The sequence below is a fragment of the Amycolatopsis nivea genome, assembly GCF_004522235.1.
Lineage (GTDB): Bacteria > Actinomycetota > Actinomycetes > Mycobacteriales > Pseudonocardiaceae > Amycolatopsis > Amycolatopsis nivea.
The window spans coordinates 277,454-292,707 of sequence record NZ_SDLT01000006.1 but is presented as its reverse complement, the minus strand read 5'-3'; the positions used below and the strand labels follow the sequence as shown (position 1 = coordinate 292,707).

At 70.0% G+C, this 15,254-nt stretch carries 17 protein-coding genes; 12 read left to right on the top strand and 5 right to left on the bottom strand.

Annotated elements, in window-relative coordinates; translation table 11 throughout:
- Positions 1 to 3: 3 nt before the first annotated feature.
- The 6 genes from EIZ44_RS09980 to groL all read left to right on the top strand — a co-directional run bounded on the left by EIZ44_RS09980 (position 4) and on the right by groL (position 5,964).
- The gene (locus tag EIZ44_RS09980) at positions 4 to 1,107 is read left to right on the top strand and encodes an aromatic/alkene monooxygenase hydroxylase subunit beta (protein WP_134728373.1); all 1,104 of its coding nucleotides are present in this window, start codon (positions 4 to 6) and stop codon (positions 1,105 to 1,107) included.
- A gap of 5 nt (positions 1,108 to 1,112) precedes the next feature.
- Positions 1,113 to 1,451 (top strand): propane 2-monooxygenase effector subunit MimD, encoded by a 339-nt coding sequence (mimD, locus tag EIZ44_RS09975; protein WP_081685137.1) that lies wholly within the window; start codon positions 1,113 to 1,115, stop codon positions 1,449 to 1,451.
- An 87-nt stretch (positions 1,452 to 1,538) separates the two neighbouring features.
- Positions 1,539 to 2,540: an amidohydrolase family protein gene (locus tag EIZ44_RS09970; RefSeq protein WP_134728372.1), complete on the top strand. Its 1,002-nt coding sequence runs from the start codon at positions 1,539 to 1,541 to the stop codon at positions 2,538 to 2,540.
- On the top strand, positions 2,537 to 3,268 hold the full coding sequence (locus EIZ44_RS09965) for an iron-sulfur cluster assembly protein (RefSeq protein WP_037806043.1): 732 nt from the start codon (positions 2,537 to 2,539) through the stop codon (positions 3,266 to 3,268). Before EIZ44_RS09970 ends, EIZ44_RS09965 begins: the two co-directional genes overlap by 4 nt.
- On the top strand, positions 3,265 to 4,290 hold the full coding sequence (locus tag EIZ44_RS09960; protein ID WP_037806045.1) for an NAD(P)-dependent alcohol dehydrogenase: 1,026 nt from the start codon (positions 3,265 to 3,267) through the stop codon (positions 4,288 to 4,290). The genes EIZ44_RS09965 and EIZ44_RS09960 overlap by 4 nt, the downstream gene beginning before the upstream one ends.
- Positions 4,291 to 4,317: 27 nt before the next feature.
- On the top strand, positions 4,318 to 5,964 hold the full coding sequence (gene groL, locus EIZ44_RS09955; protein ID WP_037806046.1) for a chaperonin GroEL: 1,647 nt from the start codon (positions 4,318 to 4,320) through the stop codon (positions 5,962 to 5,964).
- A gap of 55 nt (positions 5,965 to 6,019) precedes the next feature.
- On the opposite strand, the gene EIZ44_RS09950 is transcribed toward groL, so the two are convergent.
- Complete coding sequence (locus EIZ44_RS09950; protein WP_134728371.1) at positions 6,020 to 6,475, bottom strand: enoyl-CoA hydratase/isomerase family protein; 456 nt, start codon at positions 6,473 to 6,475, stop codon at positions 6,020 to 6,022.
- Between the two features lie 356 nt (positions 6,476 to 6,831).
- On the opposite strand from EIZ44_RS09950, the gene EIZ44_RS45090 reads away from it, so the two are divergent.
- Entirely contained in the window at positions 6,832 to 7,023 is a 192-nt protein-coding gene (locus EIZ44_RS45090; protein ID WP_205673094.1) for a hypothetical protein, read from the top strand.
- Positions 7,024 to 7,204: 181 nt separating this feature from the next.
- Here the strand turns inward: EIZ44_RS45090 and EIZ44_RS09940 are convergent, their stop codons facing one another.
- Together EIZ44_RS09940 and EIZ44_RS09935 are read right to left on the bottom strand one after the other, a co-directional pair.
- Positions 7,205 to 8,551, bottom strand: coding sequence for an MFS transporter (locus EIZ44_RS09940; RefSeq protein ID WP_134728370.1), 1,347 nt, complete (start codon positions 8,549 to 8,551; stop codon positions 7,205 to 7,207).
- 49 nt (positions 8,552 to 8,600) lie between these two features.
- The gene (locus tag EIZ44_RS09935; RefSeq protein ID WP_134728369.1) at positions 8,601 to 8,912 is read right to left on the bottom strand and encodes a putative quinol monooxygenase; all 312 of its coding nucleotides are present in this window, start codon (positions 8,910 to 8,912) and stop codon (positions 8,601 to 8,603) included.
- 171 nt (positions 8,913 to 9,083) lie between these two features.
- On the opposite strand from EIZ44_RS09935, the gene EIZ44_RS09930 reads away from it, so the two are divergent.
- From EIZ44_RS09930 to npdG, 5 genes are all read left to right on the top strand, one after another.
- Positions 9,084 to 9,914 (top strand): Rv0792c family HTH-type transcriptional regulator, encoded by an 831-nt coding sequence (locus EIZ44_RS09930; RefSeq protein WP_037806054.1) that lies wholly within the window; start codon positions 9,084 to 9,086, stop codon positions 9,912 to 9,914.
- Positions 9,911 to 10,972 carry a TIGR03619 family F420-dependent LLM class oxidoreductase gene (locus tag EIZ44_RS09925; RefSeq protein ID WP_037806055.1) on the top strand — a complete coding sequence of 354 codons (1,062 nt, stop codon included), beginning with the start codon at positions 9,911 to 9,913 and terminating at the stop codon, positions 10,970 to 10,972. Before EIZ44_RS09930 ends, EIZ44_RS09925 begins: the two co-directional genes overlap by 4 nt.
- A 14-nt stretch (positions 10,973 to 10,986) precedes the next feature.
- Positions 10,987 to 11,718: a transglutaminase-like domain-containing protein gene (locus tag EIZ44_RS09920; RefSeq protein WP_037806057.1), complete on the top strand. Its 732-nt coding sequence runs from the start codon at positions 10,987 to 10,989 to the stop codon at positions 11,716 to 11,718.
- A gap of 88 nt (positions 11,719 to 11,806) precedes the next feature.
- Positions 11,807 to 13,216, top strand: coding sequence for an NAD-dependent succinate-semialdehyde dehydrogenase (locus EIZ44_RS09915; protein ID WP_134728368.1), 1,410 nt, complete (start codon positions 11,807 to 11,809; stop codon positions 13,214 to 13,216).
- Between the two features lie 29 nt (positions 13,217 to 13,245).
- On the top strand, positions 13,246 to 13,962 hold the full coding sequence (gene npdG, locus EIZ44_RS09910) for an NADPH-dependent F420 reductase (protein WP_134728367.1): 717 nt from the start codon (positions 13,246 to 13,248) through the stop codon (positions 13,960 to 13,962).
- Positions 13,963 to 14,049: 87 nt separating this feature from the next.
- Here the strand turns inward: npdG and EIZ44_RS09905 are convergent, their stop codons facing one another.
- The gene (locus EIZ44_RS09905; protein ID WP_134728366.1) at positions 14,050 to 14,469 is read right to left on the bottom strand and encodes a barstar family protein; all 420 of its coding nucleotides are present in this window, start codon (positions 14,467 to 14,469) and stop codon (positions 14,050 to 14,052) included.
- Between the two features lie 29 nt (positions 14,470 to 14,498).
- On the bottom strand, positions 14,499 to 15,155 hold the full coding sequence (locus EIZ44_RS09900; RefSeq protein ID WP_134728365.1) for a cutinase family protein: 657 nt from the start codon (positions 15,153 to 15,155) through the stop codon (positions 14,499 to 14,501).
- Positions 15,156 to 15,254: the final 99 nt, after the last annotated feature.

Sequence of the window (15,254 nt, the reverse complement as noted above, 5' to 3'; positions counted from 1 at the left end):
CAGATGGCGAGCAGTCCGACCGCGACACGCAGCTTCCCGAAAGTGGAGTTCACCGACTCCGAAGCCGGGGCGCTCGAATTCCCCAGCTCGAAGAGCCGCAGCTACAACTACTTCACGCCCGCCAAGCTCCGCGCGACGGTGTACGAGGACGTCACCGTCGACGTGCAGCCGGACCCGGACCGGCACCTGAGCCAGGGCTGGATCTACGGCTTCGGCGACGGCCCGGGCGGTTACCCGCACGAGTGGACGCGGGCGAAGTCCTCGAACTGGCACGCGTTCCTCGACCCGAACCAGGAGTGGGAGCAGACGCTCTACCGCAACAACTCCGCGGTCGTGCGCCAGGTCGCGCTGAGCCTGGAGAACGCCAAGCGCGCCGGAGCCTACAGCCACTGGAAGCCGGCCTGGCAGACCTTCGTCGCGCGCAACCTCGGCGCGTGGATGCACGCCGAGAACGGCATGGCGCTGCACGTGTTCACCTCGATCCAGCGCTCCGGCCCGACCAACATGATCAATACCGCGGTGGCGGTCACGGCCGCGCACAAGATGCGCTTCGCCCAGGACCTCGCGCTGTTCAACCTCGACTTGTCCGACTCGCTGGACACCTTCGACGGCGAAACCCACCGGGCGGTCTGGCAGTCGGCGGAGGAATGGCAGCCCACCCGCCGCGCGGTGGAGGAGCTGACCGCGGTCGGCGACTGGGCGGAACTGCTGTTCGCCACCAACGTCGTGTTCGAACAGCTCGTCGGCCAGCTGTTCCGGTCCGAGCTGGTCATGCAGATCTCGGCCGCGAACGGCGACTACGTGACGCCGACGCTGGTCGGCACCGGCGAATACGACTACAGCCGCGACCTCGCCTACACCCGGGCGCTGTTCCAGCTGCTCGCCCGCGACGGCGAACACGGCGCCGCCAACAAGGAGCTGTTCGGCGAGTGGCTCTCGACCTGGGTTCCGAGGTGCCTGGCCGCGGCCGAGGCACTGCAGCCGATCTGGTCGCAGCCGGCGGAGAAAACCCGCACGTTCGCCGATTCGCTCGCCGCGAGCAAGGAGAAGTTCGCCCAGCTCCTCGAGGAGATCGGGCTCGACGTTCCGAAGGAGCTGGAGAAGTGAGCGACATGCAGTTCGGTGCGCAGACCGAAATCTCGAACATGTGCGGTGTGACCCTGATGAACACCCCAGTCGGCCGGGTCGTGGCGGACGTGATGGGCAGCAAGGACGGGGTCGAGCTCGTCGAGTACCCGTCGATGATCCGCGTGGACGGGACCCGGCTGCTCGAGTTCGACTACGCCGAGCTGACCGACGCGCTCGGCCAGGAGTTCGACGGCTCGGTCTTCGAGGAGATCAGCTCCACCCACTACGGCCGGATGGTGCACCTGGACGACCGCACCCTGCTCTTCGCCAATCCGGAGGACGCCGCCGAGTACATCGGTTTCGACCTGCTGGCCCAGAGCTGAGCCCGGTCCCGAACCGCGCGGCGGCGGGCCGAGCCGCCCGCCGCCGCGTTCCCACCGCAACGCACGAACGAAGGGCGAGGATCTCCGATGTACGAAAAGGATGGCGAGCAGTACTACGTCGTCGACGGGCATGTCCACATCTGGGACGCGCGGGAGTCGAACATCAAGAACGTGCACGGGAAGCAGTTCATCGACTGCTTCTACGACTACCACCGCAACCTCAGCCCGGAAGAGGTGACCTGGGACTACGACACCTACACCTATTACGGCACCGAGCGGTTCGTGAAAGACGTGTTCGGAGACGGCCACGTCGACCACGCGATCTTTCAGGCCACGCTGCTGCGGGACTTCTACCGGAACAACTTCGGCCAGACCGGCGAATGCCTCGACTTGGTGCGCCAGCACCCCGGCAAGCTGACCTACAACCACGCCTACGACCCGCGCGACGGCGAGGCCGGCCTGGAGCAGCTCCGCCGCGACGCCGAGGAGATGCGGCTCAAGGGCGTGAAGCTCTACACCGCCGAGTGGCACGGCGATTCCCGCGGCTACCGGCTGGACGACCCGTGGTCGCGGCGCTACCTCGAAGAGTGCCTGAAGCTGGGCATCAAGAACATCCACGTCCACAAGGGACCGACGATCCGGCCGCTGGACCGGGACGCGTTCGACGTGGCCGACATCGACCACGTGGCCACCGACTACCTCGACCTGAATTTCATCGTCGAGCACGTCGGCCTGCCGCGGCTGGAGGACTTCTGCTGGATCGCCACCCAGGAGTCCAATGTGTACGGCGGGCTGGCGGTGGCGATGCCGTTCATCCACGCCCGCCCGAAGTATTTCGCGCAGATCATCGGGGAACTGCTCTACTGGATCGGCGAGGACCGGATCCTCTTCGGCAGCGACTACGCGCTCTGGACTCCGCAGTGGCTGGTGGAGAAGTTCGTAGACTTCCAGATCCCGGCCGACTTGCCCGAGTACCCGCAGATCACCGTGGCACAGAAGAAAAAGATCCTGGGGCTGAACGCGGCCGCGCTGTACGACCTGGAGGTGCCGCGGCAGCTGCGCCTGCCCGCGGAGGCCGGTGCGCGATGACCACCGCCGCCCTTTCCCTGGACGAGATGGTCCTGTCGGCGCTGGCGACCGTGTTCGATCCCGAGCTGGACCAGCCGGTGACCGAACTCGGCTTCGTCCGCTCAGTGACGATCGACGACGCGGGCGTTGAAGTGCACCTGCGGCTGCCGACCTCGTTCTGCGCGCCGAATTTCGCGTACCTGATGGTCTCGGACGCCTACGACGCGCTGGCGGCGCTGCCCGACGCGGGCCGGATTCGGGTGGTGCTGGACGACCACCACGACTCGGCGAAGATCAACGCCGGCGTTGCGGCCCGCGCCGGATACGTCGGCACGTTCGGCGTCGAGGCGGAGCAGAGCCTCGACGAACTCCGCCGCACGTTCCAGCGGAAAGCACACCTCGCCGCGGTCGAACGATGCTGCCGCGCCGTGCTGGCCGGCGGCGCGTGGATGATCGAAGAGCTGCCGCTGCTGGAGTTGCTCGACCTGCCGGAGGACCGGTTGAAAATCGCGCTGCTGCGCCGGCGGGAAGCGATCGGGCTGCCGACCGACGCGCACGCGCGGGTGGTCGTGGACCACACCGCCGCTCCCATAGGGAAGCAGGACACCGCGCTGTGGCTGCGGCTGGCCGCCGCGACCCGTATTTCCATCGAGGGCAACGCGCATTTCTGCCGCGGCCTGCTCGCCACCCGGTACGCGGATCCCGAGGGGACCGCCCCGGTCGTCGTCACTTCGAGGAGCCGATCGTGAAAGCCGTCCAAGTCACCGGATACCACCGGAATCTCGAACTGCGCGAGGTCGAGGAGCCGAAAGCCGCCGGTCCGCTCGACGTGGTGGTCAAGGTGGGCGCGGCCGGCGTCTGCCGGACCGACCTGCACATCCTGGAAGGCCAGTGGGCGGAGAAGTCCGGCGTCGCGCTGCCTTACACGATCGGGCACGAGAACGCCGGCTGGGTGCACGCCGTCGGCGACGCGGTCACCAATGTTGCGGTGGGGGACAAGGTGATCCTCCACCCGCTGATCACCTGCGGGTTGTGCCGCGCCTGCCGGCTCGGCGACGACGTGCACTGCGAGCAGTCGGCTTTCCCCGGGATCGACACGAACGGCGGGTACGCGGAATACCTCCGCACGTCCGCGCGGTCGTGCGTGAAACTGGCGGACAGTCTCGAACCCGCCGACGTGGCCGCGCTCGCCGACGCCGGGCTCACCGCCCAGCACGCGGCCGCGAAGGCGGCGCGACAGCTGCGACCCGGCGACGTCTGCGTGATCATCGGCGCCGGCGGGCTCGGCCACATCGGCATCCAGTGCCTGAAAGCGATGAGCGCGGCGACGCTCGTCGTGCTCGACCGCAACCCGGCCGCCCTGGAGCTGGCCAAGGAAATCGGCGCGGACGTCACGATCGTCGCCGACGGGTCCCAAGTGGACGCGGTGCTGGACCTGACCGGCGGCCACGGCGCGGAAGCGGTGGTGGACTTCGTCGGCGAGGGCGGCGCGACCGCCGAAGGCGTGCGGATGCTGCGACGCGCGGGAAGCTACTACGTCGTCGGCTACGGCGAGAACATCGACGTGCCCACGATCGACATCATTTCCACCGAGATCAACTTCGTCGGCAATCTCGTCGGCTCGTACACCGACCTGCAGGACCTGATGGTGCTGGCCGCGCAGGGCAGCGTGAAGCTGCACACGGCGCGGTACCGGCTGGACGACTTCCAGCAGGCGATCGACGATCTCAGCGCCGGCCGGGTCCGCGGCCGCGCGATCCTCATTCCCTGAAACCGCAAGGAAAGGACGGAGACCATCATGGCGAAGGAGCTGAGGTTCGGCGTCGACGCGCGGCGCCAGCTCGAGCTCGGGGTCAACACCCTGGCCGACGCGGTGAAGGCGACGCTGGGCCCGAAGGGGCGCAACGCGGTGCTGGAGAAGCTGACCGGACCGCCGACGATCACCAACGACGGGGTGACCATCGCCCGGGAGATCCAGCTGGGCGAGCCGTTCGCGAACATGGGCGCCCAGCTGGTCAAGGAAGTCGCGATGAAGACCAACGGCGCGGTGGGCGACGGGACGACGACCGCCACCGTGCTGGCGCAGGCGATGGTGCGCGAGGGCCTGGCCGCGCTGAGCGGCGGCGCGAATCCGATGCGGGTGCGGCGGGGGATCGAGGAGACCGTCGACGCGGTCGTGGAGCACCTGCGGAAATCGGCGGTCGCGGTGTCCGGCGAAACCGAACTGGAGCGGATCGCGACGCTGGCGGCCAGCGACGACGAGCGCATCGGGCGGGTGATCGCCCAGGCGCTCGCCGCGGTCGGCCGGACGGGCGTCGTGGAGATCGAGGAGTCCGAGCAGCCCGGGCTGAGCGTGGAGCTCGCCGACGGGATCGAGTTCGACCACGGCTACACGTCGCCGTACATGGTCACCGACCGGGACCGGATGGAAGTCAGTTTCGCCGAGCCGGTCATCCTGTTGACCAACAAGAAAATCAGCCAGGTGCAGGACCTGATGCCGACGGTCGAGGCGGCGCGCCGGGCGGACCGGCCGCTGGTGGTGCTGGCGGAGAACGTCGACGGCCCGGCGCTGCAGCTGATCGTCAGCGGCAACGTGCACGGCACGTTCGCGGCGGCCGTCGTCCGCGCGCCCGGGTTCGGGCACCGGCGGATCGCGGAACTGGAAGACCTGGCCGCGGCGCTCGGCGGCCGGGTCGTCAGCGACGACTCCGGGGTGACGCTGGCCGAGGTCACCGAACGGGACCTTGGCCGCTGCGCGCACATCACGATCACCGAGGACTCGACGACCATCCTCGGCGGCGCCGGGGCCGAGGACGTGGTGCGCGCCCGGATCAGCCAGCTGGAGAAGCAGCTGGAACGCGCCCGGATCGAGCACGACCAGGACAGCCTGCGGCTCCGGATCGCGCGGTTGTCGGGCCGGATCGCCCTGGTGCGGGTCGGGGCCGCGACGAGCGTCGAACTCAAGGAGCGGATGCTGCGCGTCGAGGACTCGCTCGCCGCGGCTCGGGCCGCACTGGAGGAAGGCGTGGTCGCGGGCGGCGGTGCGGCGCTCGCGCAAGCTGCGCAGCAGGTGGACCTGGACCTGACCGGCGACGCGGCGCACGGCCGCGACATCGTGCTGCGGGCGCTCGGCGAGCCGTTGCACTGGATCGCCGAGAACGCCGGGTACGAGGGCGCCGAAGTCCGGGAACGCGTCGCGGGACTGGGCACCGGCAACGGATTCGACGCGCTGGCCGGCGAGTACTGCGATCTGTTCGCCGCGGGCGTGATCGACCCGCTCAAGGTGACCCGTTCGGCCCTGGAGAGCGCGGCGTCCATCGCGGCGCTGGTGATCACGACGGAGACGGCGGTGGTCGAGCAGGTCGTGGTCAATCCGGGGTCGATCATCGCGCCGGGATTCGGGGACCTGGCCGAGGGCATGGTCCGCCCGTCCAACATCTACTAGGGCGCGGAGGTCCGGTGCCGGGTCCGCTCCTTCGGGGCGGACCCGGCACCGTCGATTACGCCGCCGCGGCGGAAGCGGTGCAGTTGGCCAAGCGCACGGCGAGACCGAGCAGCCGGGCCGGCGAGCACAGCAGGTCGACGAGCCCGGCCTGTGCGGCGGCGGCCGCGTCGACCGGCCGCGGCCAGCCGGCCGGGTGCACGACGCCCGCGGACATGATGCGGAGATCAGCGGCTTCAGCAAGCGCGCAGCCGAAGCCGATCGCGTCGCCGTTCAGCGCGGCGACGACCGGTGCCGGATGCCGGCGCACGGCGGCCAGCGCGGTGTCCGGCCGTTGGCCCGCCCCGAGATCGGGCGCGAACCAGCGGCCGGTTCCCGTCAGCACGACCGGCCGCGGTCCGATGTAGACCAGCGCCGCGGCGAGCGTGTCGGGAAAGCTGTCGTCGAGGAACCCGGTCTTTCCGTTCCGCAACCGCAGAACGACCGTCCGGTTCCGATACTCCAGCTCCAGCATGGCCCGCCTCCGGGAATTCGATGTCGCCGAAGCGTAGGGCGGCCCGCGGCCGGAGCCTGTCTCAGAACGAGATGTCCGCCGGGTCGCGGATGTGGTGTGGTGGACGTCCTGGATCTTCGGAAAGGGGGCGGGTTGATGCCCGAGGACAGTGTTCCGGACGACCCCGGGGCGCGTGCCGAAGCTCGGCCGCCCTCCCGGCATCGAGACTGCCTCGAACGGGCGCGTCGGGCCTTGGCCGGAACGGGCTGGGAAATCGAGCGGAGAGCCGACTCTCCGGTGCCGGGTCCGTGAACGGAGACGTGCTGGGCGAGCTCGCGGGAGTTACGCGTGGTCGGAGCGGTGGGGAGAAGTCCTCCGTGCGATGGTGGTGGTCCGCGACGGTGACCGTGGAGGAACTGCGTGCCTTCGCCCGCGAGCGGTTCGCCGGGTACAAGGTGCCCGAAGCGATCGAAGACGCGATGCTCGACGCGATCCCGAACGTCCAGCACGCCTTGTTCCGCCAGAGCCTCGAACTCGGCTGCGGCGCATTGGCCGACGAACTGGCCTGAGAATCCCGCCGGGTTCCTCCGCGGCTCAACCTGCGCACACCCGTTGGCCGACGAGCGTGAATCGCGTCGCCGAGGAGAGTGCCGGGCTGGTTGCTGAGAGGGCGCGGGTTTTTCGCTCGAGCGTGTGGGTCGCGAACCGCGGGTTCGCGACCCACACTCGAGGCATCGCAAGGCGGCGGGCTCAGCGGGGGAGAGGCTGTCCCTTGGTTTCCGGTCCGACGAACCAGATCAGGCCGAGTGCGATCGCGTAGGACGTCACTCCGATCGTCGTCGCCGCGGCCGAGATGCTGCCGAGCAGGCTGATGAGCAGGCCGGCGGTGAGCGTGACGAGCGAGCCCGCGATCCGGGCGGAGTTGAACACCGTCGAGATCGCGGTTGCCCGTCCCGCCGTGGGGAACAGTTCTGGCAGGTAGATCGGCATCCACGCGAACTGGCCCAGGATGAAGAATCCGGCGACGCCGGCGGCGGCGAGGGCAACCCCGGGCGTCGAAACGGCGAAGAAGAAGATCGGGAGGATCAACGCCGAACCCGCGTAATAGACCAGCATCGTGGGCTTGCGGCCCCACTTGTCGGCCAGGTAGCCCAGCAGCAGGTACCCCGGCACGGACGCGGCATTGAACACCAGGCCCGCGTTCGCGGCCCACTCGCCGGCGGGCAGTCCCGCGTTCTTCGCGAGCTGGCCGGTGTACTGCGGGATCCAGGCCGACACGCTGTAGAGGCCGATGACCGACACCACGGTGATCAGGAGGAGCCGCAGGGCGCGCCGACGCAGGTGCGGCTGGCTGAACACCGCCGTGAACGGAGACCGCAGGAGCTCGCGGTCCGCTGGGCTGACCTGTCCGCCGCCGGCAGCGGTGGCCTTGGCGTTGCGCCTGCGCTCGCGGATCTCTGTCCACATTTCCGGGTCGTGGACGGCCCGGCGCACGTAAAGCACGATGAGCGCGGGCAGGGCGCCGATGAGGAACAGGTACCGCCAGGCCTGATTTCCCGCCGGCTGAAGGAGAAACCAGGCCAGGGCCGCGAGTACGGCACCGACGCCGAACCCGGATTGCAACACGGCGGCTGCCCGTCCGCGGGAGCGGTCGGGCCACAGTTCGCCGATGAGGGCCGTCGCGCTGCCCCACTCGGCACCAAGGCCCATGCCGGTGACGAAGCGCAAAGCCAGCAGCCACCAGTAGCCGGGCGCGAAGGCGGTCAGGCTGGTGAACAGCGCGTACCAGAGGATCGAGATCATCAGGGTGCGGCGGCGGCCGAGGTAGTCGGCCGCGAAGCCGGCGGCGATCCCGCCCAGGGCCCACCCCAGCAGGGTCGCGGCCACCAGCGCGCCGACGTAGGCGGGCAGTCGTTCGAGCTGGCCGCTGGTCCCCAGGCTGGTAACGGCTGCCGAACCCGCGAGGACGAGTGCGTACGTCTCGAACCCGTCGAATGTCCATCCGAGCCAGGACGCCACGAGCGCGCGGCGGCTGGCCTTGTCGATCCTGCGCAGGGTCACGGCTCGATCGCGTATGCCGCTCTCCAGGTCGGACACAATGCTCTCCTTTGCTCTCCGTTGAGCTGAAGACTCGATGTCCGGGTGATCAGTCGAGCGCGTCGATCGGGGCGAGAACGGTGACGCTGAGCGGTGCCGCGAGCAAGTCCGGAAGCTGGGCGCGGTAGTTCTTGTAATGCGCTGACGCGCGATGCGCCTCCAGCGCGGACGAGTCCTCGTAGCGCTCGAGGAGCACCAATTCCGCATTGTCCCCCTGGGCAGCGAACAGGTTGTAGAAGCGGCACCCCGCCTCGCCGCGGGTCGGAGCCACCATCCCCTCCAGCAGTTCCCGCAGCCGGCCTGCGGCCTCGGACGTCGGGGTGAAGCGGGCGATCACGGTCACGGGGCTCTCGTCGGCCATGGCGTCTCTCCAGTCGGTCGGTCGGGGCGCCTCTTGCGTCCCTATGGGTAATACGTTATAAAACGTCTTATGCAAGGAGTCAAGGCCGAGACGCGGGTCGCCTGCCCGGTGCCTGGTCCCGGCGGCAGGTCGCGGCGCGGAGGGTGGCCGCCGCCGGGTTCAATACGACTTATGACATCCTCCGAAAACTCCGAACCGCGCCTCGACCTGACGGAAGCCGACCTGCGGATCCAGCGCGGTCGCACCTCGGCCACGGCGCAACTGGCCGAACAGATCAAGGCCTCGATCGTCAAGCAGCAATTGCCCCCGGGCGCACGACTGCCCACCGAGAAAGAGCTGATCGCGGAGTCCGGTCTGAGCCGGATCACCGTCCGCGCCGCGGTGGGCGCCCTCGAGCGGGAGGGCTGGGTCGTGCGCAGGCAAGGGCTGGGCACGTTCGTGTCCGAACCGCTGGACCAGGAGCTGTCGTCCGGGGTTCGCACGATCACAGAGGTCCTGCTCGACCGCGGTGTCACCCCGCAGATCGAGGTGCTGAGCTTCGGAGTCGAGCCCGCGCCGCCGTATGTCGCGCGGACGCTGGGGGAGCGCGAGGTGCTCACTGTCCGCCGCCGCTACGGCGACGGCGAGCAACCCGTGGCGTTGGTGACGATCCACCTCCCGACCCGGGTGCTCGACGCCGCAGAGCCGTTGCGTTCGGCCGAACCGGCCACCGAGACCACCTACACGATGTGGGAGCAGCGGCTGGGCACGCGCATCGCGGAAGCCCGGCATGAGATCCACGCCGCTGGCGCGTCCGCGGACGTCGCGGCGGCGCTGGGCGTCGACGAGGGCGCACCGGTCCTCGTCCTCGACCGCGTCAGCTTCGACCACGACAACCGCCCGCTGGAGGTCGTGGTCTTCCACTACCGGCCGGACCGCTACGGCTTCGCGGTGACGCTTCCCCGCGTCGTCGCGAACGGGACGGTCGGCATGACCGAGAGAACAGAAAGGTTGGGTCCATGACGAAAGCCGATCCCGGCACGCCGGGGCGCGCCGGCGGGGACGGCCCGCACGTCGGGCTGATCCTCGCCCTCACCATCCGCGGCCTGTCCGTGGGCAACTACCCGGACATGACCCGCGTCGCGCGGGCGGCGGAGTCCCACGGGTTCGACTCTGTGTGGCTCTGCGACCACTTCCTGACCCTCAGCCCCGACGACTACGTCCGCGATGCCGGGATCGCCGACGACGTCAGCGGTGCCGCGCCCGCGGCGCAGGGTCCGTCGTCGATCCCGCTCCTGGAGTGCTGGACGGCGCTGTCGGCGTTGTCGCGCGACACGACTTCGCTGCGCCTGGGCACCAGCGTGCTGTGCAACTCGTACCGCCATCCCGCCGTCCTCGCCAAGATGGCCGCGACCCTCGACGTGATCTCGGGCGGGCGCGTGGACCTGGGGCTGGGAGCGGGCTGGTTCCAGCAGGAGTTCGAGGCCTACGGGATCCCGTTCCCGCCGACCGGTGACCGCGTCTCGGCGCTCGCCGAGTCGCTGCAGGTGATGCGCAGCGTCTGGACCGAGGCCAACCCCCGGTTCAGCGGCGGCTTCTACACGATCGACGGTGCGATCTGCGACCCGCCGCCCGTCCAGAAGCCGCATCCGCCGCTGTGGATCGGCGGCGAGGGGCTGCGGGTCAGCCGCATCGCCGTCCGGCACGCGAACGGCGTCAACGTCCGGTGGTGGCCCGCCGAAAAATGCGCTGAGCGCCGGGAATTGCTCGACCGGGAGTGCGAGGCGATCGATCGCGATCCCTCGACCCTCGAGCTGTCGGTGACGACGCTGCTCGCCCCCACCGAGTCGCCCGCGGTCCAGCAGCAGCTGCGCGCGCGGTTCAAGTCCATCCCGGAGAGCGGCCTCATCACCGGCTCCGCCGAGTCCTGCGTCGAGCAGATCCGCGAGTACCAGGCCGCGGGGATCGGCCACTTCCTGTTCACCGTCCCGGACGTGGCCGGCTCCGGCTATCTCGACGTCGTGGGCGAGCAGATCCTTCCGCACCTCGGCACCGCCCAGACCTCCGCGCACACCCGCTGAAAGCGAGCCGCACGATGACCTCCGACGTGACCGCCCGGACGACCGGGACCGAGTACCTGCGACCGACCGAGTACATCGACTCCGACCACCCGACCGTCGTCGAGACCGCGCGCCGGATCACCGAAGGCGCCACGACCGACGTCGAGCGTCTCGGCCGCATCTACCACCATGTCCGCGACTTGCCCTACGACATCCTCGCCTCGTTCCGTTACCTCGCAAAGGGGCAGGCGGCAGCAAGTGACGTCCTCGAGAACGGCGTCGCGTTCTGCATGGGCAAGGCCAGTTCGTTCGTCGCGCTGGCCCGCGCCGCCGGCATCCCGGCGCGCGTCGCCTTCCAGGCACTGGACGCCCCAGAGATGGAATTCCTCTCGCCCGAGGTCCGCGTGCTGTGGGGCGGGCCGGTCGGACGTCCGCTGCCGTGGCACTCGCTCGGCGAGGCGTTCGTCGACGGCCGGTGGGTCAAGCTCGACGCCACGATCGACGCGCCCACCGCCGTCAAGCTCGGCAAGCCGTACGCGGTCGACTACGACGGCCGTACCGACATCCCCACCGTCGAGGGCCCGGTCCTGCGGGAGAACGGCAGCTACGCCGACTACCCCGCCGAGGTCGCGGACTGGTACCTGCGCGTGGCCCGCGAGGTGCTCGACGCGCTCGAGTCGACCGCCGCGCACGAGCGCGTCGCCGCCGACGACGTGCTGTGGAGCGGGCCGGACCCCGAACTCGTCAGCCGTCAGGCCGTCGCCTGACCTTCCCCCACCCGGGGTGGCGCGGCGTCCAGGCCGTGCCACCCCGATCCCGCCGCGCTCGCGCGCCGAATCGAGAAGGACACCCGCGATGTCCGTTCGCCAGATCACCTCCGTCAACCCCGCGACCGAAGAGGTCCTGGGTCGCTTCGACCCGCACACCCCGGACCAGATCGAGGCGGCCCTCGCCCGGGCAACCGGCGCGGCCGCCCGGTGGCGGTCCGCTCCGATCGAGGTCCGCGCCGAGCACCTGCGCCGAGCCGCGGCCGTCCTGCGCGCCGACCGGGACCGGCTCGCCACGCTGATCACCGAGGAAATGGGCAAGCCCATCGCCGAGGCGGAAGCCGAGGTGGAGAAGTCCGCTTGGTGCTGCGAGTACTACGCCGAGCACGGCCCGGCGATGCTCGCCCGCGAGCCGGTCGAGACCGCCGCCGCGCGCAGCCACATCGCCTACGAGCCGCTGGGCCTGGTGCTCGCTGTGATGCCGTGGAACTTCCCGCTGTGGCAGGTGTTCCGGTTCGCGCCGCCCGCACTGCTGGCGGGCAACGGCGCGGTGCTGAAGCACGCGTCGAACGTCCCGCGCTGCGCTCTCGCGATCGCCGAGATCTGGGAGCGAGCCGGTTGCCCGGCCGGGCTCTTCACCACGCTGCTGGCCGGTCCGGACGCCGTGCCGGGCCTGGTCGCCGACGACCGCGTCCACGCCCTGACCCTCACCGGCTCGACCGAAGTCGGCGCGCAGGTCGCGGCGATGGCCGCCGCGCACCTCAAACCGCAGGTGCTCGAACTCGGCGGCTCCGACCCGTTCATCGTCCTGGCGGACGCCGACATCCCTGCCGCCGCGGCCGCCGCCGTCACGGCGCGGACGCTCAACTCCGGACAGAGCTGCATCTCGGGCAAGCGCTTCATCGTCGAGGACGCCGTCGCCGAGGAGTTCACCGAGGCGTTCGCCGCGGGCGTCGCAGCGCTGACCGTCGGCAATCCCTTCGACCGCGACGTGCGGGTCGGCCCGCTGGCCAGGGCGAGCATCCGCGCGGACCTGCTCGACCAGGTGCGCCGCAGCGTCTCGGCGGGTGCCAGGCTCGTCACCGGCGGCACCGCGCCGGAGGGACGGGGCTTCTATTTCCGGCCTGCCGTCCTCGACAACGTCACCCCCGAGATGGCCGTCGCGGCTGAGGAGACCTTCGGACCGGTCGCCGCGGTCGTCCGGGCGAAGGACGCGTCCGACGCTGTCGCCGTCGCCAACGCCACCGAGTTCGGTCTCGGTGCGGCCCTGTGGACGTCCGACCTCGACCTCGCGGACCTCCTCGTGCCCCAAATCGCCGCAGGCGCGGTGTTCGTCAACGGCATCGTCGCGTCCGACCCGCGCCTGCCCTTCGGCGGCATCAAGCGCAGCGGCTACGGGCGTGAACTGGGTGTCTTCGGGATCCGGCAGTTCACCAACGTCAAGAGCGTCTGGGTCGGACCCGCGCGGAACGGCCAGGACCACCCGCTCAGCGAATGAACCACCAGTCCGAGATCGAAGGAGCTCCCATGACATCCCCTCAGGTCGCGTCACGGCTCGACGGGCCGCCCCAGCGCGTCGCGATCGTCGGCGGCACCGGGGCGCTCGGGCTCGGACTCGCGACGCGGTGGGCGCACGCCGGTGTCGAGGTCCGCATCGGTTCCCGCCGCGCGGACGCCGCGCAAGCCGTTGCCGCGCAGCTGCCACGAGCATCCGGCGGCGAGAACGCGGTGATGATCGACGGAGCGCCGGTCGTCGTCATCGCGGTCCCATTCAGTGCCCACGTCGAGACACTGCGGTCCCTCGCCAAGGTCATCCGACCGGGGCAGCTGCTGATCGACACGACCGCGCCGATGGTGGCAGGGCGCAGAGGCCTTCGGCCCATCACGCCGTGGGCGGGCTCAGCTGCCGAACAGGCCCAAGACCTGCTTCCAACCGGCGTTTCGGTTGTCTCCGCGATGCAGACGGTCAGCGCCGCTACCCTGCAGGATCTCCGACAGCGCCTCGACGAGGACGTCTTGATCTGCGGCGACCGGAGCGCCGACAAGGCGGTCGCCGCTGGCCTCATCGAAAGCATCCGCGGATTGCGCGCGGTCGACTGCGGTCCCTTGGACCTGAGCGGTGTTTGCGAACGGATCACCGCGTTGTTGGTCGGCGTCAACCGGCGCTACAAGACGCACGCCGGAATCCGGCTCACCGGACTGCCGGTCGCATCGACGGACGCGAGTCTCGGTCGCCCCGCGTGATCCCAGCCGGTGCGCGTTGCCGACGATCCGCACGACGTTGGACAGAAAGTGCGGCCAGAGTTGACCACGGCGCGATCCGGCTAGCTGTCAGGCCAGCTCCAGGAAGATGCCGTCCTCGGATTCGTCACCGCCGGGGCCATGCGCGCGGATGATGCCGACGATCTCGTCGAAGAGTGTCGGGCCCTCGCGACGCTCTGCCGCGGCGATCCGGGCCGCGATGGTCGAACGGTTCGATGGATGGCAGGTGAGGAGGAGCTGGTTCAGCCGCTCGATCGTCGCGTCAAGACCGAGTGCGACACGAGACGCATTCGAGTTGAGCCATCGCAGGATCCAGCCGCTCTCGGGCGTGCCGAAGCCGCCTCGGAGCACGTCGTTGAAGGCGTCGAGACTCCCGTGCCAGGTGTAGTGGTCGAGAAGGCGAGAGAACTCGCGGGCGAATCCGGCGAAGTCGGAGAAGTTGGCTCCGTCGATGACTAGCACGGGAAGGTCGTCGCCACGGCTGGTCATGGTGCCAGCATGTCACGATCCGACCGGACTTACTGGCCGCCGTTGATCCTGGCGGCGGCGAACGCTGCAGCCTCGCCCGCCTTGAGGGAGTAGCTGAGGTGGGCGAGGATGTTCGTCCCGTCCGGGCGGCAGATCGGGTCCCCGGCGGCGCAGAATTCCTTTGTCCGGTCCTGGTACTCGCCGGTGATGTGCTTGCCGAGCTTGGCGATCGGCGGTCCGAAGGTCAGCAGCGCGGCCACCCGGGGCGCGATCTCCGGCGGGAGGGTCGCGACGATGGGGCCGCCGACGAGTGCCCCGTCGCTGCTGATGCCCACGGAGTTCGCCACGACGTTCGCGCCCTGCGAATAGCCGACGAGCACGAACCGCTGGTTCCCGCACGCGGCGGCCTGGCTGGTGACGTGGTCGACGAGGTCCTGGTTTCCCCGCGAAGCGGAATCGGGCTGCAGGCTGGCCGGATACGCGACGGCGTAGGAGCTCACGGATTTCCCGGGCAGGCTGGCTCGCAGGGCGGCGAAGACCGGGCCGCCGACGATCACTCCGAGAGTGCCGGGCTCGCCGGTGCCCCGCGCGACGACGACGTCGACGTCGGTGCAGGCGGCGGCTCCGGCCGGGGGACTGGCGAGGACCGGGAGGCCGGTGCTCGCGAGGAGGGCTGCGAACAGGCTGGCGGGACGGGCGAAGCGCATCCGGATCACCTTTTCTCAAGATCGCGACGGTGCGAACGCACGGAGTCTGGCGGCGCCGCCGCCCGGCCCGCATCGGCGATTCTGCGCAGGCGCGCAAAA

Excerpts from the sequence above, each read along its gene's own strand:
- EIZ44_RS09950 (WP_134728371.1), bottom strand. The coding sequence starts at position 6,475 with ATGCTGGAGCTGGAGTATCGGAACCGGACGGTCGTTCTGCGGTTGCGG.
- EIZ44_RS09915 (WP_134728368.1), top strand. The coding sequence starts at position 11,807 with ATGTCCGTTCGCCAGATCACCTCCGTCAACCCCGCGACCGAAGAGGTC.
- EIZ44_RS09905 (WP_134728366.1), bottom strand. The coding sequence starts at position 14,469 with ATGACCAGCCGTGGCGACGACCTTCCCGTGCTAGTCATCGACGGAGCC.
- mimD (WP_081685137.1), top strand. The coding sequence starts at position 1,113 with ATGCAGTTCGGTGCGCAGACCGAAATCTCGAACATGTGCGGTGTGACC.
- EIZ44_RS09965 (WP_037806043.1), top strand. The coding sequence starts at position 2,537 with ATGACCACCGCCGCCCTTTCCCTGGACGAGATGGTCCTGTCGGCGCTG.
- groL (WP_037806046.1), top strand. The coding sequence starts at position 4,318 with ATGGCGAAGGAGCTGAGGTTCGGCGTCGACGCGCGGCGCCAGCTCGAG.
- EIZ44_RS09980 (WP_134728373.1), top strand. The coding sequence starts at position 4 with ATGGCGAGCAGTCCGACCGCGACACGCAGCTTCCCGAAAGTGGAGTTC.
- EIZ44_RS09925 (WP_037806055.1), top strand. The coding sequence starts at position 9,911 with ATGACGAAAGCCGATCCCGGCACGCCGGGGCGCGCCGGCGGGGACGGC.
- EIZ44_RS09920 (WP_037806057.1), top strand. The coding sequence starts at position 10,987 with ATGACCTCCGACGTGACCGCCCGGACGACCGGGACCGAGTACCTGCGA.
- npdG (WP_134728367.1), top strand. The coding sequence starts at position 13,246 with ATGACATCCCCTCAGGTCGCGTCACGGCTCGACGGGCCGCCCCAGCGC.
- EIZ44_RS09900 (WP_134728365.1), bottom strand. The coding sequence starts at position 15,155 with ATGCGCTTCGCCCGTCCCGCCAGCCTGTTCGCAGCCCTCCTCGCGAGC.
- EIZ44_RS09935 (WP_134728369.1), bottom strand. The coding sequence starts at position 8,912 with ATGGCCGACGAGAGCCCCGTGACCGTGATCGCCCGCTTCACCCCGACG.
- EIZ44_RS09930 (WP_037806054.1), top strand. The coding sequence starts at position 9,084 with ATGACATCCTCCGAAAACTCCGAACCGCGCCTCGACCTGACGGAAGCC.
- EIZ44_RS09970 (WP_134728372.1), top strand. The coding sequence starts at position 1,539 with ATGTACGAAAAGGATGGCGAGCAGTACTACGTCGTCGACGGGCATGTC.